The sequence below is a fragment of the methane-oxidizing endosymbiont of Gigantopelta aegis genome (assembly GCF_016097405.1).
In the GTDB taxonomy this organism is placed as follows: Bacteria; Pseudomonadota; Gammaproteobacteria; order Methylococcales; family Methylomonadaceae; genus Methylomarinum.
This window is the reverse complement of the sequence record NZ_JAEHGD010000002.1, coordinates 422,175-445,809: the sequence shown is the minus strand read 5'-3', so window position 1 is coordinate 445,809 and position 23,635 is coordinate 422,175. Positions and strand designations below refer to the sequence as shown.

General features: G+C 43.8%; 18 protein-coding genes and 4 pseudogenes. 12 read left to right on the top strand and 10 right to left on the bottom strand.

Annotated elements, in window-relative coordinates; translation table 11 throughout:
- Positions 1 to 4: 4 nt before the first annotated feature.
- The 6 genes and pseudogenes from JEU20_RS13010 (at position 5) to JEU20_RS15525 (ending at position 3,381) form a co-directional block, all read left to right on the top strand.
- The gene (locus tag JEU20_RS13010; RefSeq protein WP_198246572.1) at positions 5 to 883 is read left to right on the top strand and encodes a fructosamine kinase family protein; all 879 of its coding nucleotides are present in this window, start codon (positions 5 to 7) and stop codon (positions 881 to 883) included.
- A gap of 18 nt (positions 884 to 901) precedes the next feature.
- Complete coding sequence (locus JEU20_RS13005) at positions 902 to 1,354, top strand: HAD family hydrolase (protein ID WP_198246571.1); 453 nt, start codon at positions 902 to 904, stop codon at positions 1,352 to 1,354.
- Positions 1,355 to 1,399: 45 nt separating this feature from the next.
- A protein-coding gene (locus tag JEU20_RS13000) for an IS5 family transposase (RefSeq protein ID WP_198246570.1) occupies positions 1,400 to 2,145 on the top strand; the annotation gives its coding sequence in 2 pieces (ribosomal slippage) (positions 1,400 to 1,508 and positions 1,508 to 2,145; 747 coding nt in all).
- Positions 2,130 to 2,480 carry an HAD hydrolase-like protein gene (locus tag JEU20_RS12995; RefSeq protein ID WP_198246569.1) on the top strand — a complete coding sequence of 117 codons (351 nt, stop codon included), beginning with the start codon at positions 2,130 to 2,132 and terminating at the stop codon, positions 2,478 to 2,480. Before JEU20_RS13000 ends, JEU20_RS12995 begins: the two co-directional genes overlap by 16 nt.
- A gap of 32 nt (positions 2,481 to 2,512) precedes the next feature.
- Positions 2,513 to 3,262, top strand: a pseudogene (locus JEU20_RS12990) (IS5 family transposase).
- Positions 3,247 to 3,381 (top strand): hypothetical protein, encoded by a 135-nt coding sequence (locus tag JEU20_RS15525; protein WP_281066855.1) that lies wholly within the window; start codon positions 3,247 to 3,249, stop codon positions 3,379 to 3,381. Before JEU20_RS12990 ends, JEU20_RS15525 begins: the two are co-directional and overlap by 16 nt.
- Before the next feature lie 267 nt (positions 3,382 to 3,648).
- Here JEU20_RS15525 and JEU20_RS12985 read toward each other — a convergent pair whose 3' ends face one another.
- Complete coding sequence (locus JEU20_RS12985) at positions 3,649 to 4,743, bottom strand: TolC family protein (protein ID WP_245395256.1); 1,095 nt, start codon at positions 4,741 to 4,743, stop codon at positions 3,649 to 3,651.
- A gap of 48 nt (positions 4,744 to 4,791) precedes the next feature.
- Here JEU20_RS12985 and JEU20_RS12980 point away from each other — a divergent pair.
- Positions 4,792 to 5,411: pseudogene (locus JEU20_RS12980) on the top strand (IS5 family transposase).
- Here JEU20_RS12980 and JEU20_RS12975 read toward each other — a convergent pair.
- From JEU20_RS12975 to JEU20_RS12965, 3 genes are all read right to left on the bottom strand, one after another.
- Positions 5,404 to 6,018: a hypothetical protein gene (locus JEU20_RS12975; protein WP_198246568.1), complete on the bottom strand. Its 615-nt coding sequence runs from the start codon at positions 6,016 to 6,018 to the stop codon at positions 5,404 to 5,406. The pseudogene JEU20_RS12980 and the gene JEU20_RS12975 overlap by 8 nt on opposite strands.
- 129 nt (positions 6,019 to 6,147) lie before the next feature.
- Positions 6,148 to 7,482, bottom strand: a complete 1,335-nt coding sequence (locus JEU20_RS12970) for an HlyD family secretion protein (protein WP_245395255.1) — start codon at positions 7,480 to 7,482, stop codon at positions 6,148 to 6,150.
- Positions 7,467 to 9,560, bottom strand: a complete 2,094-nt coding sequence (locus JEU20_RS12965) for a peptidase domain-containing ABC transporter (RefSeq protein WP_198246567.1) — start codon at positions 9,558 to 9,560, stop codon at positions 7,467 to 7,469. Before JEU20_RS12965 ends, JEU20_RS12970 begins: the two co-directional genes overlap by 16 nt.
- A 307-nt stretch (positions 9,561 to 9,867) precedes the next feature.
- On the opposite strand from JEU20_RS12965, the gene JEU20_RS12960 reads away from it, so the two are divergent.
- Positions 9,868 to 10,269, top strand: a complete 402-nt coding sequence (locus JEU20_RS12960; RefSeq protein ID WP_198246566.1) for a hemerythrin domain-containing protein — start codon at positions 9,868 to 9,870, stop codon at positions 10,267 to 10,269.
- Positions 10,270 to 10,272: 3 nt separating this feature from the next.
- On the opposite strand, the pseudogene bamJ reads toward JEU20_RS12960, so the two are convergent.
- Positions 10,273 to 10,677: pseudogene (bamJ, locus tag JEU20_RS12955) on the bottom strand (BamJ family beta-barrel-assembly machinery protein); the annotation flags it as partial.
- Positions 10,678 to 10,894: 217 nt separating this feature from the next.
- Positions 10,895 to 12,007 (bottom strand): dimethyl sulfoxide reductase anchor subunit family protein, encoded by a 1,113-nt coding sequence (locus JEU20_RS12950; protein ID WP_214657312.1) that lies wholly within the window; start codon positions 12,005 to 12,007, stop codon positions 10,895 to 10,897.
- Between the two features lie 205 nt (positions 12,008 to 12,212).
- On the opposite strand from JEU20_RS12950, the gene JEU20_RS12945 reads away from it, so the two are divergent.
- A protein-coding gene (locus JEU20_RS12945; RefSeq protein WP_245395254.1) for an IS5 family transposase occupies positions 12,213 to 12,963 on the top strand; the annotation gives its coding sequence in 2 pieces (ribosomal slippage) (positions 12,213 to 12,413 and positions 12,415 to 12,963; 750 coding nt in all).
- A gap of 16 nt (positions 12,964 to 12,979) precedes the next feature.
- Here JEU20_RS12945 and JEU20_RS12940 read toward each other — a convergent pair.
- From JEU20_RS12940 to JEU20_RS12925, 4 genes and pseudogenes are all read right to left on the bottom strand, one after another.
- Positions 12,980 to 13,657 (bottom strand): annotated as a pseudogene (locus tag JEU20_RS12940) (4Fe-4S dicluster domain-containing protein); the annotation flags it as partial.
- 33 nt (positions 13,658 to 13,690) lie between these two features.
- Positions 13,691 to 15,892 (bottom strand): molybdopterin oxidoreductase family protein, encoded by a 2,202-nt coding sequence (locus JEU20_RS12935; RefSeq protein WP_198246562.1) that lies wholly within the window; start codon positions 15,890 to 15,892, stop codon positions 13,691 to 13,693.
- A gap of 378 nt (positions 15,893 to 16,270) precedes the next feature.
- A complete protein-coding gene (locus JEU20_RS12930) occupies positions 16,271 to 17,998 on the bottom strand; it encodes a bifunctional protein-serine/threonine kinase/phosphatase (RefSeq protein ID WP_198246561.1) in 1,728 nt (575 codons plus the stop codon).
- Position 17,999: 1 nt separating this feature from the next.
- On the bottom strand, positions 18,000 to 19,478 hold the full coding sequence (locus JEU20_RS12925) for a NarK family nitrate/nitrite MFS transporter (protein ID WP_198246560.1): 1,479 nt from the start codon (positions 19,476 to 19,478) through the stop codon (positions 18,000 to 18,002).
- 375 nt (positions 19,479 to 19,853) lie between these two features.
- Here JEU20_RS12925 and nirB point away from each other — a divergent pair, with 375 nt between their 5' ends.
- Genes nirB through JEU20_RS12910 form a run of 3 tightly spaced genes read left to right on the top strand, consistent with a single transcriptional unit; the run spans position 19,854 to position 23,635 of the window.
- A complete protein-coding gene (nirB, locus tag JEU20_RS12920; RefSeq protein ID WP_198246559.1) occupies positions 19,854 to 22,391 on the top strand; it encodes a nitrite reductase large subunit NirB in 2,538 nt (845 codons plus the stop codon).
- Positions 22,391 to 22,723, top strand: a complete 333-nt coding sequence (gene nirD, locus JEU20_RS12915) for a nitrite reductase small subunit NirD (protein WP_198246558.1) — start codon at positions 22,391 to 22,393, stop codon at positions 22,721 to 22,723. The genes nirB and nirD overlap by 1 nt, the downstream gene beginning before the upstream one ends.
- 3 nt (positions 22,724 to 22,726) lie before the next feature.
- A complete protein-coding gene (locus JEU20_RS12910; RefSeq protein WP_198246557.1) occupies positions 22,727 to 23,635 on the top strand; it encodes a PhzF family phenazine biosynthesis protein in 909 nt (302 codons plus the stop codon).

Here is a 23,635-nt window from a genome sequence, read left to right as displayed (position 1 = left end):
CGCTATGCCACTGGAAAACATTCTCCTAACATTAGCACAACAAACCGGCCGCCACCTGCAAAACAGCACACTCACAGCCATTGGTGGCGGCTGCATTAACCGTGCTTACCGTCTTAAAAATACCAATATTGACTGGTTTATCAAGATCAACAGTCCGTCTTTAAGTACCATGTTTGAGGCCGAAGCCGCCGGCTTGACCGAAATGGCCTCACTCAAAGCCATTCGGGTTCCTGAGGTTATTTGTTATGGCCAAACTGATCAATATAGTTACCTGGTGCTTGAATATATTCCGCTACACCCATTAAACTCAAAAAGTGCCGCCTTAATGGGTGAACAACTCGCTGCCCTGCATCGCCTACGACAGCCCTACTTTGGCTGGTTCATGGACAATACCATTGGCAGCACACCCCAGCACAATACCCAACATGATGACTGGCTTGCGTTCTGGCGCAGCCAACGTCTGCTAAAGCAACTGGAATTTGCACAACGCAACGGCTATGGCGGAAAACTGCAAAAACGTGGTGAATTACTGGCCGAGAAACTCGCCACTTTTTTTAGCGATTATTCACCGTTTCCTTCCTTGCTGCACGGCGACCTGTGGGGTGGTAATGCTTCGGCCGATGAGAGCGGTCGACCGGTTATCTACGACCCTGCCTGCTATTATGGCGACCGGGAAGCCGATATTGCCATGACAGAATTGTTTGGCGGTTTCGGCGCTGATTTTTACAGTGCTTACAATCAATCGCTGGCACTTGATGCTGGGTATCTGACCCGAAAAACTTTGTACAACCTTTACCACATCCTGAATCATCTCAACCTGTTTGGCGGCGGCTATTTACATCAGGCTGAATCAATGATTGAATCCTTACTGGCGCAATGTTAAAAAAACCAGGAGGGAATCATGCAAAAATTATCACATATCCGAGGTATTTTGTTTGATTTAGATGGCGTGCTCTATATTGGAAATCAAGTTATCGATGGTGCCCGGGAAACCATTCAGGAAATTCGTCAGCGCGGCTTTATCTGTCGATTTATCACTAATACCAGCACCTTATCTCGCCATAGCCTACAGCAAAAACTAAAGGATTTAGGCTTTAATATTACCGAATCGGAAATTCTTAGTGCGCCACAAGCGACACAGGTCTATCTACAACAATTTGATGATCCCGTATGCCGGCTTTTATTGGCCGATGATGTTAAACAGGATTTTCAACACCTTAAACAATCAGACCAACAAGCCGACTTCATCATCATTGGCGACATTGGTGAAAAATGGTCTTATTCTCTACTCAACAGCGTTTTCAATCAGCTAGGGGCTGTTGCCGTTTTGAAAATCCCCCTTGAAATTCAATAACTCCGCCACATAGATTGTTTATTTTGACTCAAAAACAAGCAAACTATGCCCCGACAAATGCTTACGGATGAACTTTGGGAGAAACTGAAGATAATTATGTTGAAAATGGGAATTTATGACAAACCTTGTCTTCGAAAAACAGTCGAAGGTATTTTTATCGCTTGCGAGTAGGTTGTCCCTGGAGAGATTTACCCACGGCTTTTGGTAATTGGAATGCGGTATATAAACGATTCAATGACTGGTCTCGTAAAGAAAAACTGATGGGTATTTTTAACGCCTTGGTTGTTGATCCAGACCTGGAATGGGAATTTATTGATGGGAGTATTGTGAAAGCACATCAGCATAGTAGTGGTGCGGCCTGTGAACAAGAAACAGCGATAAAATCTGTCGCCGGGAACACCAGTAAAATTCATATGGCCGTTGATGCCTGTGGTCTTCCTATTCATTTCTCAGTGACAGGCGGCGAAGTTCATGACTGTAAAGAAGCACCGAAATTAGTTGCAGAGCTCCCAAAAGGTGACTATATAGTTGCTGACAGAGGCTATGACAGTGAAGCATTACGTCTTCAAATTAAAGACAAAGGGGCTGTTCCTGTTATCCCAAGAAAAAAGAATTCAACTCGGGGAAATGATGAAATGGATTGGTGTCTCTACAAATATCGCCATCTCGTTGAAAATGTGTTTGCAAGACTTAAGCATTTCAGAGCGATCGCCACGCGATATGACAAACTCAAACGAAATTTTGAAGGCTCTATCGCTCTGGCTTGCGCCTTTTTATGGTTACCTATGTGAAATGGCAACAGCCCCTAATGGACGGTGCAAAATTGATTGCCATTCATAAAAACCGATACTGGCAAACCGAAACGGGATTGAAGATGGATATTGGTGGATTCGTTACCGCCTTAGAATACGCCAGCGACCAACAAGCCATGCTCATCGGTAAACCCGCCACCGCCTTCTTTCAGGCCGCTTTGCACGATATGAAGCTTGCACCTGAACAGGTTGCCATCATCGGCGATGATATTGAGTCAGATATTGGTGGTGGGAAAAAGGCAGGAATCAGCGGTATTTTAGGGGCTGTTGCCGTTTTGAAAATCCCCTTGAAATTCAATAACTCCGCCACATAGATTGTTTATTTTGACTCAAAAACAAGCAAACTATGCCGCGACAACTGCTTACGGATGAACTTTGGGAGAAACTGAAGATAATTATGTTGAAAATGGGAATTTATGACAAACCTTGTCTTCGAAAAACAGTCGAAGGTATTTTTTATCGCTTGCGAGTAGGTTGTCCCTGGAGAGATTTACCCACGGCTTTTGGTAATTGGAATGCGGTATATAAACGATTCAATGACTGGTCTCGTAAAGAAAAAAACTGATGGTTTTTAACGCCTTGGTTGTTGATCCAGACCTGGAATGGGAATTTATTGATGGGAGTATTGTGAAAGCACATCAGCATAGTAGTGGTGCGGCCTGTGAACAAGAAACAGCGATAGGGAAATCTGTCGCCGGGAACACCAGTAAAATTCATATGGCCGTTGATGCCTGTGGTCTTCCTATTCATTTCTCAGTGACAGGCGGCGAAGTTCATGACTGTAAAGAAGCACCGAAATTAGTTGCAGAGCTCCCAAAAGGTGACTATATAGTTGCTGACAGAGGCTATGACAGTGAAGCATTACGTCTTCAAATTAAAGACAAAGGGGCTGTTCCTGTTATCCCAAGAAAAAAAGAATTCAACTCGGGGAAATGATGAAATGGATTGGTGTCTCTACAAATATCGCCATCTCGTTGAAAATGTGTTTGCAAGACTTAAGCATTTCAGAGCGATCGCCACGCGATATGACAAACTCAAACGAAATTTTGAAGGCTCTATCGCTCTGGCTTGCGCCTTTTTATGGTTACCTATGTGAAATGGCAACAGCCCCTAGTAAAAACAGGGAAATACAGAGCGCAGGCGGTTAAAAAAGCACCGTCCAACCCGACCTCATTATCCCATCTATCACCAACCTGCCGGATCATTTGCCATTAAAGGCCGGTGAAGATATTTAATGTATCGAATTATCGTCATACCCAATGATTTATTGTAATTACTCGCACGGTAATCATTTAGTGGGCGTAGGGTATTGAGTTTTTCAGGCTTGTGCAACATGGATGTTGCACAGAGCTACATGGATGTATCTACGCGTCCTGAAAATCAATACCCTACGCCCAGTGTTTCTAAAGGCGTGAGTAGTTACGATTTATTTTTTGTCACGGATAAGGCGAAAAAAGGGGCAGCTGCGGTGATGAGACTCTATTACCTAACTTCTTCCACAGACTGCGCTAGATCGACCCGGCCATAACCTAATAGTGTTCCCGTTGCATAAGCTAAGTCGATCAGCGCCACCTGATAAGCGGCTATGGCTTTCACTTCTTTGATTTGTGCCTGCCCTAATTTGGTCAATGTCATTAAAACCTCTGTCATGTTTCTAAGCCCTTCGTTAAATTGCTTGAGTTCTGCCGTATAATTCACGCCCGCCAGAATAACATTTTGTCGATTGGCAATAATCAATTGCCAGTTTTGAGCAACCTGATCCAAAGCATCATAAATCTCCCGGCGCACGGTCAGAATTTTCAGATCACGTGTAGCCAGGCGCTGTAACCGTTGCTGTACTGCCCGGGACAATCGTGAACGGCGTAGTTCATTGGTCAAGGGAATTTCCATTTTCAGCCCAAGCGCCCAATTATCGTATTGACCGTTAAATGAATTAGAAAAAGCATTATCAAAGCCATCTCCTCGCGCTTGTGTACCATAGCTGTAATCCAGCATAAAGAGCGGTAAGGTCTGATTTTCCAGGTAATCAATTTTTGTTGCATCGGCCGCCAGTTTTAATTCCATTTCCAATAACTCCAGACGACCAGACAATGCTTTTTCGACCAACGTATTACGCTCAAAGTCAAATCTAAGCAATGTCGGTGGTGTTGTGGTATTGAACACAACGGATGTATCAAGATCATAGCGCTCATCATTCAGCAACAGCATTAATTTGCGCTGAGCCATTTTCAATTTGGTCTTGGCAACAATCAAACTGGCCATCCGTTCAACAACCCCCATTTTTGCACGATTAATCTCTATCGCGGCAGTCAACCCTTCCTTGACACGACGCTGCACCATAGCCAGGTTTTGCTTGGCGATTTTGTATTGCTGATGCTGAATTTCCAATTCTTCCCAAGCCACATAGAGCGCCCAATAAGCCTTATCAACAGCGGCAAGTACTCGAATACTTTGCAAGCGTGTTTTCAAATCAACAATATTTTGCTGGTAACGGGCAATACGGATACCTGCAACATTCACATCGATACCCGCGTTGCGTAATAACGGTTGACTTTGAAAATCCCCCTTGAAATTCAATAACTCCGCCACATAGATTGTTTATTTTGACTCAAAAACAAGCAAACTATGCCCCGACAAATGCTTACGGATGAACTTTGGGAGAAACTGAAGATAATTATGTTGAAAATGGGAATTTATGACAAACCTTGTCTTCGAAAAACAGTCGAAGGTATTTTTTATCGCTTGCGAGTAGGTTGTCCCTGGAGAGATTTACCCACGGCTTTTGGTAATTGGAATGCGGTATATAAACGATTCAATGACTGGTCTCGTAAAGAAAAACTGATGGGTATTTTTAACGCCTTGGTTGTTGATCCAGACCTGGAATGGGAATTTATTGATGGGAGTATTGTGAAAGCACATCAGCATAGTAGTGGTGCGGCCTGTGAACAAGAAACAGCGATAGGGAAATCTGTCGCCGGGAACACCAGTAAAATTCATATGGCCGTTGATGCCTGTGGTCTTCCTATTCATTTCTCAGTGACAGGCGGCGAAGCCAAGAAAAAAAGAATTCAACTCGGGGAAATGATGAAATGGATTGGTGTCTCTACAAATATCGCCATCTCGTTGAAAATGTGTTTGCAAGACTTAAGCATTTCAGAGCGATCGCCACGCGATATGACAAACTCAAACGAAATTTTGAAGGCTCTATCGCTCTGGCTTGCGCCTTTTTATGGTTACCTATGTGAAATGGCAACAGCCCCTAATAGAAAAACGCATGCCCGCAAGATATTGCTCCGATGGTACATGCCGATCAGTCAGTTTGCTGTTAAACGGTGTGCTGATGGTAACCTTTCCACCGGTACGCAGAGGAATAACAACGCCTGATTCAAAGTCCAGTTGCTCAGTAGATTGCGCCAATATATTGAGTTTGGCCACATCATTATTCAAAGGCGAATTTGCATTCACAGAGGTAAAGCTCACCACATCACCATCCAGTTTAGGCGTATCTTTATTGGAATATTTCACATTCGCAAAGATCAGATCATCGAATTTAGCCTGCTCTTCACCGACATAAGTCGCAGCGATGCTAGGTTCTATAAGCGCTATTTTTAAATCCAAATTATTGGACAATGCCATGGCACGCGCTTCGGCAATTGAAAGCTGTCGGTTTGTTTCGGGCGGTTTTAGCGGCGTTGTTAGAAAACTTGATGACGGTAAACTTAAATCTAATGTTGTATACCCCACTTCATTTTCAGCAATCGCCGCATCCAATGTTTGCGGTGTGGATTTTGAAAGCCTTGCTAAAGGTAATTTTTCTTCAGTTTTTAGACGTTGGACGACCTTTTCAGTCAATTCCGGTTTAGGGGAGGTATTAAAATAAGACACACACCCCGACAATAAAAAGAATACACTAGAGATAACAGTAGACCGGCAACAACGTAAAAATTGCAGCGCGACAGGTAGCAAGAAATATCTCATGGACTATTGATAGCTAGACTGACGAGTTAAATCTTTATTCGGATGCTCAGGCGTCAACATAGGGGGAAAACCATTTAGTTGCCGCCAGATTTCATAACCGATACTCACCTCTTCTAACAGAATCCACGCCTTTACTGCGCCACCCTGACGCAAAAAACGTGATGATGGCCAAAGATGATCGCTCTCATCCGGCACAATCAAAACCCGAAATTTCCCCTGACCATTATCGCTAGCATCGACAAACGCAACCGTTCCTCCAAAAGTTCCTACCGCGACTTCCGGCCAGCCGACAAATTGTACCGCAGGCCAGCCTTCAAACATCAACCGAGCATGATGGCCGGGTAAAATCAAAGGCGCGTCGTTACCTGAAACCCAAACTTCAACGGCCCGATGACTCGTATCCGGTACCAACACCAGCAATGGATCACCTTGTTTGATAAAATCACCCTGTGGATTTTTTAACAGGCGTAAAACAGTACCGTCTTGCGGTGCTTTAATCCACTGTGTACTTTGGCGTGCAATATTTAATTCATTACTCACTAAGCTATTACGGATATCTTCAAGTTCACTGCTTATTTTATTCAATGTTGCCGTGGTCGAATCTATTTTAGCCTGGGCATTGGCTCGAAACTGCTTGATATCAGCCTCCGCGCCATTCTTTTCTGCCTGAGTCGACTGTAAACGAGCCTGAGCACTGTTCAGTGAACGCCTAGCGATAATGGCATCCCGTTCGGCCAATTCATAATCGCGTTGCGATACCAGACCATCATCAAGCAAACGTTGTAATCGTTGTTTCTGCAGTTGCGCCGTATCATAGCTAGCACGTGCCGATGCCAGGTTTTCAGCCGCAGAACGCATTTTTTGCTCTGCCATATCTAATTTATATTGCGCCGTTGCCACCTTCATATCACGTACTGTTTCCAATCGCTCGATTTGCATTTGATAGGCCTCAAACTCCTGTTGCTTAGCGGCTAATTTAGCTTGATTGGCAGCGTGCTGCTGATTCAGTCTTTCTAGCAGTTTCGGGTCTACATCATTGACTTCGACCAGCAACTCACCTTTTTTGACTTGCATACCTTCTTTGACAAACCATTTCGCAATCCGCCCCGAAACCGGGGATTGAATAGTTTGTTGTCTCCCGGCTGGCACATAAGCAGAAATATAGCCACTACCATTGACATTTTGTTGCCAAGGTAAAAACAGTGTAAAAATTGGCAATAGAACAAACAGCCAGGCAATATAAAACACCGACTTACCAACGATACCGGGTGTCTGGCTGGCACTAATAACGGAAAACTGAGATTGATTAGTCTGACTGATTTTCATGGATTGTGACACGGTAACTCAATCGTACGCTGGCAAAGTTCTGCAATATTTCTAGCACTGGTCAGCACCAGTAAAGTCCAATTGGCTTGTGGATCAAAAAGAATATGCCTCGCCTCACTCTGACTAAAATTCTGCCACTCATCCAGTAAACTATCGACAATGATCAAACGAGGCCGGCCAACAATCGCTCTGGCAATCAACAGTTTTCGAATTTGCGTAGTTGATAAAGGCGCCCCCATCGCACTAAGTCGGGTATAGATGCCTTCAGGCGTATGATCCATTTCAAACATTAGACGCTTAAGGACATCCCGCACATCGGTCACACTGATCTCAGGGTGCCCTACACGAACATTTTCCAAAATAGAGTCTTCCAGCATTTCGCTAGAACTAATCACGGCAATTTGCTTACGCAAACTATCCAGTTGTAATTCTCTGATATCAATCTGATTAATTTCAATACGTCCTTCAGTTGGTAGTCGCAAGCCCGTCAATAAACGCGCCAGCGTTGATTTGCCGCTCCCCAGCTCACCATATAAAGCCACTTTTTCACCAGGCTCAACACTGAAATTCACAGCTTGTATCGGAGTAGAATGGTTCGGGTATTGAAAAGAAAGATTATAAACACTGACGGCCAGTGGCTTATCCCAAGTAACCTGCTCACCATTTTCGCGTTCCATCGGCAAATCCAACAGATGCCCTAATTTATCCACCCCCGCCATCAGGTCATAATAACTTTCCAGATGCTTCTTCAACCTTGTAAATGAGAGCAAAACACCAGAAACAATAATTTCGGCCGCCACTAACTGCCCCAGGCTAAGTTGAGCATCCATGACTAATAAGCCGCCAATCGCCAATATCGCGGTACTAGCAATCGCATACAATGCATACAGACTGATATGTTGTTTGATTAAAATTCGGTAATGCCGCTGACGCGCATTCAGATAATCATAAGCCAGTTCATCAGTGCGCTCCCTTGCCAATTCAGGGCCGCCGGAAAATTTGAAAGTTTGTCCGTTTCTGGCCAAGGTTTCCAGCCAGGCAACGACTGAATATTTAGCGACTGATTCCTCAATAGAGGTCTTTACACCATTGCGTCCCTGATAAAAAACGATCACAGCCAACCAAATGATAATCATGACATCGAACAACATCAGTAATGGATGGTAGGCCGCAAGTACCAGCAAGCCAATGATGCCTTGCAATACAGTAGAAAAGCCTTCAAGCAACAAAAAAGCACCGGCTTTTTGTACGGTCAACACATCAAAAAACCGATTAACCAGCTCTACACCATTTTTTTCTTCATATAACTCCCATTTTACCTTCGGCAAACGATAAGATAAGTCAGCAGCCATTCTGACGAATACGCGGCGTTGCATCAGCTCAACGATATACGATTGCAATACCGAAACGGCACCATAAAACGTTAGAAAGATGAATAACAACAATGACAAAACGACCAGGGGTTGGTGCATATTCCCCATAGCGACCGTGTTAACCAACGACTGAACCGCAACCGGCGTTGCCAGACTAAGTATGCCTGAAGCAAGCGCAAGGACAATCACACGCCACAAATCGGTTTTCTCGACTTTCATCATCGAAAATAAACGCTGTAAGGGCGGTAAATGATGTGTATCCTGCTGTGTTGAGACTTCCATGGGAGCCGTCATTTCAACACTAAACCAATCGAGTAGTTGATCTGATTTGGTTTGTAATAACGTGCAGAGCTGATTGATTTTCAACAAGCGAATCTCAACATCGTTATCTTTAATCACAGCAACTTTGATCCGCCCTCGGCTAAATCCCGACAAGACTAACCAGCTTGCATCTTCCAGCGGTATCATTAATGGCGTTAAATTTCCTGATGCCATCACGGCTTGTTCTACATTAACAGTGACTTCTCCGACAATAAGGCCCAAACTATTTCCCAATTTGCATAAACTTTGGAATAAATCGCCTGTCGCCATTGTCTGATCATGACGCATGCCTTTTTCATGAGCAGAACTCCCTATCTCAGATAATAAATAATCAAATAGCGTCCAAACAATATGCGTGTTAAGTGGTGATGTTACAGAATAGTTATCGTCGGCCATCGAAAATAGAAGCTTAATGATTTGTGAGTTAAGAGCTATAAAACAGAAGTCAGTTCAATTTTAAAGTTTAAAATATTGAGAAAAACGGCCAGGCATTATTTGCAAGCATCCGATGCAGAATTGGCAAAATACGTTTTGCCCCATGTCATTGCAACACACAGCCTATCGATACATAACCTGTGGCCATTTGGATCAGCGCGCGCAGTATACTGTTTAGAGGTGCGGAATGTCAGGTATATCATTTGACAATCGAAAATGGATACTGTAGAAGATCTGATGGCCCCCCTATAAACCTTAAAACTGAGCCATGCAACAGTCACTCTATATCAATCTTACTGAACACCATCAAACCGGTTGCTTGATCCTTGATGAACAGCATCATGGCATAACGGCGACAATAAATTCCTTGTATTATTTCATTCAGAAAGGTTATGGTTTAGAGGCCTTAAAACCGACATTAAAAATTCTGAATGAATACCTCATATTTCATATCAAAACAGAAGAAATGATTCTAGAAGATCAAGGCCTCATTCTGGATGATAAGGAGAAACGCAGGCTCAGCGATGAAACCAAAAAATTCCAACGCATAGCGCAGGAAGCGATTATGCACCGAGAGCCCGATTTATTACTCACCTTTTTGAAAAACTGGTGGTGCCATCATCAAAAACGGCACCGTGATGTCTGGAATATCTATCTTGAGAAAAGATAGACATCAATTTACCTTGAGTAATTCGACCTCAAAAATCAACGTTGAATTCGGTGGAATAATGCGTCCTGCACCGCGTTTACCATAAGCAAGCTCGGCTGGAATATAAAATTTATAATGCCCACCCTCCTGCATTAACTGCAAGCCTTCAGTCCAGCCTTTTATCACCGCATTCAATGGAAAAGTGGCCGGCTCTCCACGATCATAAGAGCTGTCAAACACAGTCCCATCCAATAACATGCCCTTATAATGAACAGTCACTTTATCACTCGGCAAAGGCTTTTTTCCTTCGCCTTGTTTAATCACCTCGTATTGCAAACCACTTGCCGTCGTTTTAATACCTGCCTTCTTCGCATTTTCAGTCAAAAACGCTGCTGCTTCCGCCTTATTTGCACGACTTTCTTTGGCTTTAAACTGAAGAAAAATCAAAAAGCCTCCAATCAGAAGCACTAAAACTGCGATTATTTTAATATTCATTGAATGATATCCACATTATTTCAAACAAAGACCATTATCCTAACTCAAAATGACTTTGCAGGGGAACATATGAACAGGGGCAACGTAAATAAGGGCAATTCGTGAATTGCCCCTACGGAGTTGAGCAAAAAATCAGGCTATCTTACTTACGTTATCGCGACATGAAGATGGCCTTAACTTGTTCAAGTTTCTGCTCTAATGTCGTTTCCTTGATTGTTTGTATTAACTCATTGACTTTAAAAGGATGATGGCGCTCATAAACAACACCATGTTGTGGATTATCGGCCAGTCCAATTTCTCGCGCATGCTCAACAAAGCCCTGGTTCTTCCAGAAAAAAGCGCCGGGCATGGTTGTCGGAATAACCGTGACGAAAAATAAGGAACGACTGAATAACACACTGATTGATAAACTCAGTGCTAAGACCAGCGTTAAAATCAGGGTTACTGCATTATCCCCGGAATACATCGCTAAATAAAAGCCCAATAATAAACTCATGCCGAGTAAAACATTCCGCGCTATCCATGCATTACCAAAGCGCGTTGTTTGCCAGTAAAAAGATGCCGCACCTTCGTGTTCGGCCTCTTTCATATCACGGCTATGAAAAAAGTGTCCGACAGCTTCAAGCGCCACCCCAAGGCTCAGCAGCTTAAATAAAACGGAGAAAAGCTCGGTTGTTTGTTCCAATGGCATAACGGCCATCGTCGTCAGAATAATAATCAAGGCACCAAGGCTCAACATATTGCCGAAAAATGCTGTTCCCGTCTGCCAATGGTTCCAAAAAGGGCGTGCGGGAATCCGGTAGAGCTTATACATAAAATATAAACCAACTGGTCCGCCAACCAAGGCTATCACCGTAAACACCATTGCAATCCAATCGGTATAAACCGTATCAAACAGACTGAAAACCGTTGTCCCCAATAATCCGGTGTAAAACAGGGTGACACCAGCAATTTCTCGGCTTACAGGTGATAATTTTAAATTATAAAAACCTCGATAAAAACGATGTGGCTTACCCAAATGCATATTGAGCTTGTATAAGCCGACTGTCGTCAAAATGACCAACACGCTCAACAAGACCATTTTAGTTGACCACAGCTGTAATAACGAAAAGCCCGGTATGGACAACCAGTCTCCCAGCACAAGCAACAAAAAGGCACCGACCGAAGCCTGGGTGAACAACGTGAAAATGACATGCGCACTTTCATGACTACCGAGTAATTTTTTCAGGTTCCAATGCCTTTCATCACCTTCTTTTTTATCCACTGTCGGCTTGTACGGCTCATTTTTCTTATGTTTATGGTATTTGAGCGGTATCACATCCGTTCGGGTCATTTCCCGATGTGTTTGTTTTTTTGATTGAAAACGAATATTAGGATGGGTAGGGGCTGTTGCCGTTTTGAAAATCCCCCTTGAAATTCAATAACTCCGCCACATAGATTGTTTATTTTGACTCAAAAACAAGCAAACTATGCCCCGACAAATGCTTACGGATGAACTTTGGGAGAAACTGAAGATAATTATGTTGAAAATGGGAATTTATGACAAACCTTGTCTTCGAAAAACAGTCGAAGGTATTTTTTATCGCTTGCGAGTAGGTTGTCCCTGGAGAGATTTACCCACGGCTTTTGGTAATTGGAATGCGGTATATAAACGATTCAATGACTGGTCTCGTAAAGAAAAAACTGATGGGTATTTTTAACGCCTTGGTTGTTGATCCAGACCTGGAATGGGAATTTATTGATGGGAGTATTGTGAAAGCACATCAGCATAGTAGTGGTGCGGCCTGTGAACAAGAAACAGCGATAGGGAAATCTGTCGCCGGGAACACCAGTAAAATTCATATGGCCGTTGATGCCTGTGGTCTTCCTATTCATTTCTCAGTGACAGGCGGCGAAGTTCATGACTGTAAAGAAGCACCGAAATTAGTTGCAGAGCTCCCAAAAGGTGACTATATAGTTGCTGACAGAGGCTATGACAGTGAAGCATTACGTCTTCAAATTAAAGACAAAGGGGCTGTTCCTGTTATCCCAAGAAAAAAGAATTCAACTCGGGGAAATGATGAAATGGATTGGTGTCTCTACAAATATCGCCATCTCGTTGAAAATGTGTTTGCAAGACTTAAGCATTTCAGAGCGATCGCCACGCGATATGACAAACTCAAACGAAATTTTGAAGGCTCTATCGCTCTGGCTTGCGCCTTTTTATGGTTACCTATGTGAAATGGCAACAGCCCCTAATTTCAGGGGTTGGAAAACCTGGAATTTCAGTCAACGCCTGATCACGATTTTCCGGAATATTTTCCACCACACCAAAATCCAGCGCATTACCTAAACACGCAGCCACACAAGAGGGTTTTAACCCTACTTCTAGGCGATCAACACACATATTACATTTACTGACCTGACCTTTGACGGGGTCCAGCTGCGGTGCGTTATAAGGACACACCCAGGTACAGTAACCACAGCCAAAACAAATATCTGGGTCTTGCAGCACGGCACCATATTCGGCAAACTTGGTATATGCCCGCGTTGGACAGCCTTTCAAACACACCGGATCATCACAATGATTACAGGCCATGGAAATATTGATCCGCTGATAATCCGGGTAGGTTCCGCCTTCGACAAACCCTACTGAACGAAATGACAAATGCGCGGGATTATCATTTTTTTCGCTACAGGCCGTTTCACACGCATGGCAACCGATGCAGTTATCGGCATTGAAATAAAAGCCATGTTGTTTATAGCGATTTGGATTGTCACCAATGCCTTCATCGCCATTGATGTTGAGAGATTCGCCAAACAATTTTTCACCCGGATGGGTTAAATCAATCGCTTTACCATAACGGTTTTTTTCCGCTGTGGTTTTATCTTGTAAAAAAGCATATTTAGGTTCGTCGTCGCGTATTTTAATCATGACCAAAATTTAAGAGTATATGGGGAAATAGCATTAATAGGCGCGTGCTTCTTTATTGATCAATGCCGCCTGTTCCTGATCGATATGTTCGATACGTACAGCCGCTTGTTTAAATGCCGGTTGCCGAGAATACGGATCCAGCAATCCTAACGTCAAACGATTCACACAATCATGGAAATGAAATGGAATAAACACCATGTTACGCGGTACTCGATGGGTTAACATCACCATCACAACCGCATCGTTCCGTCTTGATACCACACGAACATAGTGTTGATGCCGGATGCCGAGTTCTTCGGCCGCATCAGGGTTCATCTCCATAAATGGCGTTGGACTGAACTTATTGTTATTACCAATTTTCCCGGTGCGTGTCCGGGTATGGAAGTGTTCAACCAGGCGGCCGGAATTCAGCCAAAAAGGATAGTGCTCATCCGGCACTTCATTATTATCAATAAACGGTAAAGGAATCAGTTTGGCCCGCCCATCCTTGAAACGGAATGTCGCAGGCTCTGTATACAAGCGTTTCCCGCCTTTAGGTGGCGCAATACCACGCTTGGCCTGCTCTTCAGTATAAGGCCACTGAATCCCCCGATTTTGTTCAATCAAGTCATACGTCATGCCGGAAATATCGACTAACCGTCCTTTGGATAATTGCCGCATTTCATTGAAGACTTCTTCCGGTTTATCCGGAAAGCGCATTTTACGGCCTTGCTCAAACTGCTGGGCAACAGCATTGAAAATATGTAAATCTGTTTTGGTATTCGCATAAGGCTTCTTGATTTGCCGAGTCAGATTGACACGCCGCTCTGTATTCGTAAAACAACCTTCTTTTTCCGCCCAAATAGCCGCTGGCAAGAAAATATGGGCATATTGCATTGTTTCTACATCCTGGTAAGAATCCTGAACCACCAGGCATTCCAATTTTTCCAGGGTTTTACGAATACGTGCGGTATTTGCCATGGAGGTCATCGGATTGGTGCCAACCAGCCACAGACCTTTGATTTGTCCGGTTTCAATTGCTGGAAAAATATCCGTCTGGGTCATCCCGCGTTTTTTAGGAAAAAACTCAGGATCAACACCCCAGAATTTCCCAATTTCCTCCCGGTCTTCAGGATTTTCTAACAAACGATACCCGGGGAGACCAGAACACGAAGACCATTCCCGTGTCCCCATCGCATTACACTGTCCTGTAATCGACAGGCTGGTTCCACCTTTTTTACCGATGTTACCCGTCAACAAACTCAAATTATTGATACCGACAACACCATCACTGCCGTGCGTACTTTGATTGATACCCATGGTCCAGATCTGCATGGCGGCATTGGCTTTAGCGTATAAGCGTGCAACATGTCGAATGGTATCTTCATCGATACCACAAATTTTTGCCGCCGTGGTCGGGTCATAATTTTTGACCTCGGCCGCCAATGCTTCAAAGCCATTTGTATTGGCTTCAATATAAGCACTGTCTTCCAGACCCTCATCCAAAATGACATACATCAGTGCATTTTGCAGCACAACATCAGTGCCCGGCCGGATAGGCAAATGCATATCGGCATTTTGCGCTAGCATGGTGACGCGTGGGTCCACCACAATCAATGGAAAATGCCGTTTTTCCTGGGCTTCTTTCATACGCCAGTAGATAATCGGATGCTGTTCCGGCAAGTTTGAACCCCAAGCAATCAAACAATCTGTATGCGAAAAATCCTCATAACACCCGGGCGGCCCATCAGAACCAAACGATCGCTTATAGCCTGACACCGCCGATGCCATGCAAAGCGTCGTATTGCCATCATAATTATTGGTTCCAATCACGCCACGGGCGAGCTTGCCCAGTGTATAGAAACCTTCGGTCAAAATTTGTCCGGTAGACACAATGGCAAAGGCATCACGGCCATATTGTGCTTGAATACGCCGAATTTCATCCGCCATTTTTTTTGTGGCTTGCGGCCAATCCGTTTCTTCCCAGTCGTCGTAAAAATTATTACGGATTAAAGGTGTTTTACCGCGACCCGATGAATCAAATAATTCGTGTTCAAAAATGCCCTTCAAACACAGCTTACCCTGATTCACATCTGCACCGCCTACACCGCGAGAAGAAACAGGCTCACCATCTTTATTGATGCCAATTTCAATAGAGCAACCGGTAGAGCAATAACTGCAGGTTGCATAACTCCATTTTTCTACCTTTTTATCGGTGATCGAAATCGGATTTTTTTTATATCGGCCAAATAACATAATGTTCGAATAGTCACGTTAGGTTCAAATAAAAAAGGCGCTTATATCATTCGATTGAAAAATATAAACGCCAAGCCCTAGTCTGAAAACAAAGGGAGCACAAAATATCAAGCACTTTCTATGCCATATTTAATATTCAAAAACAAATGGACTTTTTCCATCGTCAGACATGACAGCTTTTTATAATATAAGATATTGATTTTTAATATTTAATCAATCTACACTTGCTCGGATTTTTACAGACACGATGACTAAAGCATTAGCTAAACTCACCAACATAAGCCCTAGACTGTTTAAAACAGAAAGAATCCTACATCCCCAAACAGGTGCATCTGCCATATATAAGGGCGCGACAAAAGAAAATTTGCATCGATCCAATCAACGGACAAACAACAAATAAGCCAGAAATATATTCAGAAGTAACAATATCGCTGACACGCCTTTCCAGAAACGTAAGGGATTTCGTTCAATAAGCGGCAAAGTATCGGCAGATTTTAAAAACTCCTGGTTCGGCTTTTTTAAATCATGCAAAAATTCCGACAGTTCTTCATATCGCAATTGCGGCGAAATAGCGGTCGCTTTCTTGAGCGCCCCATCTATCCATTGCGGCACCATGCTGTTTTTATGAAAACTGGGCACATAGCGTAATTTAGAAAGCTTGACCTTATCGGGTTTTTCGGGAATATCGCGCCCAAAGGGTAGCGCATTATTCAGCATTTCATAGGTAATCACGCCCAGCGAATAAATATCGGATTTAACCGTACCACGCTGCCCTAAATGATACTCCGGTGCCGTGTAGTTAAGCGTCCCCAAAACATTTTCATCCTTAGCCTCAAGTGGCGTCAATTCAGTGATACCGGCAATTTTCACTGACCCGAAGTCAATAATCTTCACCCTGCCGTTTTTATCCAGCATAATATTTTCGGGTTTTAAATCCTGATGCAGCATTTCCATGCGGTGAAAAGCTCTAAGCCCTTTGGCAATCTGTTCCACTATTTTCCGCACAGTCCGAATTTCAGGCTTTGGATTTTTATCCATCCATTCGCGCAGCGTTTCACCTTCGATATATTCGGTGACATAGTAAATACAGCTTTTTTTACGATCAGAACTTAAAACCTTGAGTACATTGTCATGCCGAATACGTTTGCCTGCCCATTCTTCGTGCAAAAAATGCTCAATATAGTGCGTATCATCTTCATATAATACCGACGGCGTTTTTAAAATAACCCGTTGTTCTGTTTGTGTATCGAAGGCCAGATAAATCTGCGTACGGGTACTGGCCTGAAGCTCATCTTCAATCCTGTAACCGTCTAAAACCATACCGACTTCCAGAGGTGGCGGGAATGGCAAATTGGCATGGCGACGCATGATCTCATCTTCTTTAGCCAGCGGTAACTGCTCAACTTTAAGAATCTGACAGGTCAAGTTGTCATCGCTGTTATTTTTGCTTGCCATGTCCACCAGTTTTTGGCAGCAGGCATCAAGATCATCGATCTCCTGAACACATTTTTTTAAGGCTTTTTCACTGATAAAATCATGTACGCCATCAGTCGTCATGATAAATAAATCGCCAATTTCCAATGGAAACGATTTGTAATCCACTTCAAGCCGCGGCTCAATCCCCATTGCCCGGGTCAAATAGCTCTTTTCTTGTGATAGATTGACGCGGTGATCCCGCGTCATCAACTCCAGATTACCTTTTCGCAAACGGTATATGCGTGAATCTCCAATATGGAAAATATGCCCTGTTGTTGATTTACAAACCAAAATACTGAGCGTGCTCACCAACCCTTTATTACTCTCAAAATGTCGATGCCCCTGGCTATATAACCAGGAATTAGTCGCCGACAAAATTTTCTGCCCTGCATTTTTAACCGTCCAGGTATCGGGCGTGCTGTAATAATCACTCAAGAAACTAACAACACAACATTGACTGGCTTGTTTGCCATCCTCACAACCACTCATGCCATCGGCGATAACGACCGCTAGCCCTTTATGCGTCAACTGCGGTTCATCCGGAATTTTAGAGCCGTAGCTATCTTCATTATCGGCCTTGATACCCTTGTCACTATAAACCCCGGTACTGACTTTCAATCGTGTATCCATATCAATCCAACTCGATCATTTCAACCGTGCCATCTTCCAGAACTTCAGCCATATGACCTTTAGGCTCTTCAATAAACTGAACGACAAGCAAAACCAGAAAAGAAAAGGCGGCAATCACCTTAAAGAAAATATCGGCGGATACAAATGACAGTATGGTTAAAAATAACACACCACCCACATTACCATACGCGCCCACCATACCTGCAATTTGACCTGTCATACGACGCTTGATCAACGGCACCATGGCAAATACTGCGCCTTCCCCAGCCTGAACAAAAAATGAGCATACCATGGTGGTAATCACCGCAATAGCCACCGGCCATTCTGGTGTGATTTGTGACAGCGTAAAAAAGCCAAGCATGGCGCCGGCAAGCAATAAGGTTAATGACATTTTTCGGCCAAAGCGATCACTGAACCAGCCACCACCAGGCCGGGCGACCAAATTCATGAAAGCGAACCCTGAAGCCAACAAGCCCGCCTGGACCATAGTAATCCCTTGAGATTCATGAAAAGTCTGATAAAAGAAGATTGGCAACATGGAAACCACGGCTAATTCCGCACCAAATGTCGCCATATAAGCCAAGTCCAAAATAGCGACCTGCTTGAACTTGTATTTATGAATCTCCTCAATCGGGTGGCTTAAATGCGCTTCATTGATATGAATGATTTTATAAACATTATAAAAAAACAAAACCCAGATGAAGGTATAAATACACCATGATGCTATTTCAGATAACAACCCAACACCGGCAGGCGATAACTTCCAGGTTAATAGGGTCAGCGTAGCATAGAGTGGAATCGTCATTACAATATAAAAAAATAAGTCCCAAATACTGGTCACTTCCATCGCACCGGCTTTTTTAGGCTTAAAGTAAGTTGACCCTTTCGGTGTATCACTGACACTGAAAAAATAAATGACAGAATAGACTAAAGCAATGATACCCGTCGAGGCGATAGCATAGCGCCAACCTTCATCACCACCAAACAATAAGGCCAATCCGGGCAAACTCATGGCAGCGGCCGCCGAACCAAAATTACCCCAGCCCCCATATATACCTTCAGCAATACCGACTTGCTTGGCAGGAAACCACTCCCCGACCATCCGAATACCGATAACGAAACCGGCGCCAACAAACCCCATTAGAAAACGTGCCATCGCCAGCTGCTCATAACTTTCCGCAAAGGCAAACATAAAGCATGGAAAACTCGCAAGTGCCAGCAGCGTTGAAAAGGTCCGCTTAGGTCCAAACTTATCGACCAAAATACCAATTATGATCCGAGCAGGTATAGTCAACGCCACATTCAAGATTAAAATTGTCTTGATTTGTGATTCGTCCATATTTAACGTTTTTGCAATCATAAGCATTAACGGCGCATGACTGAACCAGACCATAAAACTGATAAAAAAAGCAATCCAGGTCATGTGCAATATTTTTATCTTGCCCGTAAAGGAAAGTAGATTAAACTCTTTTGACGACATTATTCTCGCTCCATTATTGATTGAGGTTGTATTCCTGATTTCGAAACAAGAAAGCACTTTCTGTGCCAGGCAACCTCAATACACGGTATGTTATACGCTTCGCATATAAAATCCGGGATTCTGGTCGCCCCTTTATGAGGCAAAGCGCACCACAATAAGGCAAATCAAACGACACCTTTAAGCATTTAATCCCACTCAAGCATCCCTTTTGTCGTTTTTAACTCGCTCCTGCCGATTAAGAATAGATAAAACACATCTTATTAGCCCGCGAATTATCTAATCTTTAGAGGCCATCCATTTATAGTTCAAAGGCTTTCAACTATACTGGCATGATAGATGCTTAAGAGTTTTTATTATGATCTACTGGGGTGGAATATGCACGTAAAACAAACATTGGTTGTCATTGGTAATGGAATGGTTGGCCAGAATTTTTTGGAATCATTCGTTGAAAGTGAAGCCAGAGAAAAATTCAATATTGTCACATTTTGTGAGGAACCACGACCTGCTTATGACCGGGTTCATCTAACAGAATACTTCAGCGGCAAAACAGCTAACGACCTTTCCTTAGTCGCTGATGACTTTTTCGAAAAAAACAACATCACCGTATATATCGGCGATAAAGCCGTCGAAATTGACCGAAAAAATCGCCAGGTTATTTCTGAAAAAGGCGTTATCGTTCACTATGACAAAATAGTCCTGGCAACAGGTTCTTATCCTTTTGTCCCACCTGTACCCGGCCATGATCGTGAAAACTGCCTGGTTTATAGAACAATTGAGGACTTAGAAGCCATTACAAAAGCGGCAAAGAATTCCAGTGTAGGCACTGTCGTGGGTGGGGGATTATTAGGGCTTGAAGCCGCCAAAGCCTTAAAAGATTTGGGACTGGAAACACATGTCGTGGAATTTGCCCCACGTCTGATGGCCGTTCAATTAGATGAAGGCGGCGGCTCCATGCTGCGAAAAAAAATCGAGGACTTAGGGGTTGTTGTTCATACCAGCAAAAACACTACGAACATTGGTGATGGCTCCTCTCATGTCCACAAAATGACGTTTGCCGATGGTGAAGAACTGGAAACCGATATCGTTTTGTTTTCTGCGGGTATTCGTCCGCGTGATGACATCGCACGCGCCTGTGGTCTGAAAACCGGCCCACGTGGTGGAATTATCATTGATAATCAATGCAAAACATCAGATCCTGATATTTATGCGATAGGCGAATGTGCATTATGGGAAGGTAAAATATTTGGCTTAGTGGCGCCGGGCTATACCATGGCTAGAACTGCCGTCGCTGATTTAAACAACGAACAAGCCAGTTTTACCGGTGCCGATATGAGCACTAAACTGAAACTGATGGGCGTCGATGTCGCCAGCATTGGTGATGCTCACGCTAAAACACCAGGTGCTTTAGTCTATACCTACCTGAATGGCGCTTCGGAAGTTTACAAACGTATCGTTGTCAGCCACGACAAAAAATATCTGCTTGGCGCGGTGTTAGTCGGCGATGCCTCCGGTTACAGCACATTACTGCAATACTGTTTAAATAAAATTGAATTACCCGAACATCCAGATTCCTTGATTTTGCCGCACCATTCCGATGAATCTGTCGGCTTAGGGCCTGATGCCTTGCCGCCTTCAGCTCAAATCTGCTCTTGTTACGATGTATCTAAAGGTCAGATTGTCGAGGCCATTGAAAATGGCTGCATGACGGTACCTGACCTTAAAGCCCAAACGCAAGCAGCAACCGGCTGCGGCGGCTGTAGCGCCCTTTTGAAGTCGGTACTCGATTGTGAGCTGACAAAAGCGGGTATTGAGGTCAATACCGATATTTGTGAACATTTCCCGCATACTCGGCAAGATTTGTATAACCTCGTCATGGTTGGCAAAATCAAAACCTTTGATGAATTGTTACAAAAACACGGGCGCGGTCGTGGTTGTGAAGTCTGCCGCCAAGCCATCGGCTCTATACTGGCCTCTTATTGGAATGAGTATATTCTAAAGAAAGAACATATTGGCCTACAGGATACCAATGACCGTTTTCTTGCCAATATGCAGAAAGATGGCACCTATTCGGTAGTACCTCGCGTCACAGGCGGTGAACTCACCCCTGATATGTTGATTGCATTAGGTGAAGTCGGCAAAAAATACAATCTTTACACCAAGATTACCGGTGGCCAGCGGGTGGATTTATTTGGCGCCCGGGTAGAACAACTTCCCTTGATTTGGAAAGACTTGATTGATGCTGGTTTTGAAAGCGGCCATGCTTATGGTAAATCATTACGTACCGTTAAATCTTGTGTCGGCAGCACCTGGTGTCGATTTGGCGTTGATGACAGTGTTGGCCTGGCCATTGAACTGGAAAATCGCTATAAAGGCCTGCGTGCGCCGCATAAAATAAAAATGGCCGTATCAGGATGTACGCGTGAATGTGCCGAAGCACAAGGCAAGGATATCGGCGTTATTGCGACCGAAGATGGCTGGAATCTCTATGTCTGCGGTAACGGTGGAATGAAGCCAAGACATGCCGATTTGTTTGCAACTAATCTGGACAAAGAAACATTGATTAAATATATCGATCGTATTCTGATTTTTTATGTCAGAACGGCCGACCGTTTACAACGTACATCAGTCTGGATGGAAAATATGGAAGGTGGCCTGGATTACCTGAAATCAGTTGTCATTGATGATAAGCTAGGGATCGTTAACGACCTTGAAAATCAAATGCAGCATATCATCGATTCATACCAGTGCGAGTGGAAAACCACTCTGGAAGATGAAGAGAATCTTAAATTGTTCCGCCCCTTTGTAAATAGTGACCAGACCGATGACAGCATCCTATTTGTTGAAGAGCGTGGACAAATACGTCCAGCCAATGAATCCGAACGCAAACATTTTAAACTGACGGAGGAAGTCTAATGAGTCGATGGGTGGATGTTTGCAGTATTGATGATTTATTACCTGAAGCCGGTATCAGCGTCTTAGTCGATGGCCGACAACTGGCGCTATTTTATTTCCCTTTGAGCAATGAGCTTTATGCGATTGATAACTACGATCCGTTTAGCCATACTTATAGCTTATCACGCGGCCTGGTTGGTGATATAAAGGGGGAGCCGATGGTTTCGGCCCCCGTTTATAAACAGCATTTCAGCCTGAAAAGTGGTCAGTGTCTGGATGATGAAACGGTTAAGGTTGAGAGTTATCCTGTACGCATTGTCAACGATCGTGTTGAAGTTTCAATTCCGGAGTAAATAATGACTTACCAATATTATATCGCCGATGTTTTCACTCAAGAGGCATTCAATGGCGCTCAGATTGCGGTTCTCCCGGCAGCTGATGGTCTAACAACAGAACAAATGGCCGCGATTGCAAAAGAAATCAATTTGTCTGAAACCGTTTTTGTTTTTCATCCGGAAAATGCTGAAAAGTACCGTAAGATGCGTACATTTTCAGCATTGGGCGAAGAAAAAGATTATGTCGGTCACCCTATTGTTGCGACCGCCTATGTCCTCGGTCATTGTGGCGATATCCACTTAAGCGAGGGAATCAATCCATTCGTTTTCGAACAAAACAGTGGGCCGGTAGACGTAAACATCAGCGCTAAAAATGGCAAACCCGTTTTTGTCCAGTTCGCCAACAAGGTTTCCTCCGTCATTGACCGTTTTGTCCCTAACGATGAAGAGTTAGCCGATTTATTGTCACTCAAAGTTTCCGACCTGGATCATAAAAAATATTCACCGCGTCTAGTTTCCTGCGGCCTACCCTATCTGATCGTTCCGGTCTGGCAATACAAAAGCGTTCGTCAGGCTCGCTTTAACTATATCGCCTGGAGCCAATCCACAGCGCCCCAAACAGCCGCCCAGGAAATTTTGCTGTTTGCACCAAAATCGCCGAATGCTGATTTTAATTTACGTTTGCTCGGCCCTAAAATCGGTCTACATGAAGACCCTCCCGTTGGTAATGCCTTACCGGCTTTCGCCGCTTATTTATGTTCATTTGAATTCACCCAACAAGGCACCCATGCGTTTACCGTAGAACGAGGCGATGAAAACACGCGCCGCAGCATCATCAATATCGAAATGGACAATAAAGGGGGCTCACAATTGCCGATTCGAGTAGGCGGTGAAGGCCTTATTTTTGCCGAAGGCAAAATATTTATCTAA

Coding starts and splice junctions, on each gene's coding strand:
- JEU20_RS13010 (WP_198246572.1), top strand. CDS start 5: ATGCCACTGGAAAACATTCTCCTAACATTAGCACAACAAACCGGCCGC.
- JEU20_RS13005 (WP_198246571.1), top strand. CDS start 902: ATGCAAAAATTATCACATATCCGAGGTATTTTGTTTGATTTAGATGGC.
- JEU20_RS12995 (WP_198246569.1), top strand. CDS start 2,130: ATGGTTACCTATGTGAAATGGCAACAGCCCCTAATGGACGGTGCAAAA.
- JEU20_RS15525 (WP_281066855.1), top strand. CDS start 3,247: ATGGTTACCTATGTGAAATGGCAACAGCCCCTAGTAAAAACAGGGAAA.
- JEU20_RS12965 (WP_198246567.1), bottom strand. CDS start 9,560: ATGGCCGACGATAACTATTCTGTAACATCACCACTTAACACGCATATT.
- JEU20_RS12960 (WP_198246566.1), top strand. CDS start 9,868: ATGCAACAGTCACTCTATATCAATCTTACTGAACACCATCAAACCGGT.
- JEU20_RS12935 (WP_198246562.1), bottom strand. CDS start 15,892: ATGTTATTTGGCCGATATAAAAAAAATCCGATTTCGATCACCGATAAA.
- JEU20_RS12930 (WP_198246561.1), bottom strand. CDS start 17,998: ATGGATACACGATTGAAAGTCAGTACCGGGGTTTATAGTGACAAGGGT.
- JEU20_RS12925 (WP_198246560.1), bottom strand. CDS start 19,478: ATGTCGTCAAAAGAGTTTAATCTACTTTCCTTTACGGGCAAGATAAAA.
- nirB (WP_198246559.1), top strand. CDS start 19,854: ATGCACGTAAAACAAACATTGGTTGTCATTGGTAATGGAATGGTTGGC.
- nirD (WP_198246558.1), top strand. CDS start 22,391: ATGAGTCGATGGGTGGATGTTTGCAGTATTGATGATTTATTACCTGAA.
- JEU20_RS12910 (WP_198246557.1), top strand. CDS start 22,727: ATGACTTACCAATATTATATCGCCGATGTTTTCACTCAAGAGGCATTC.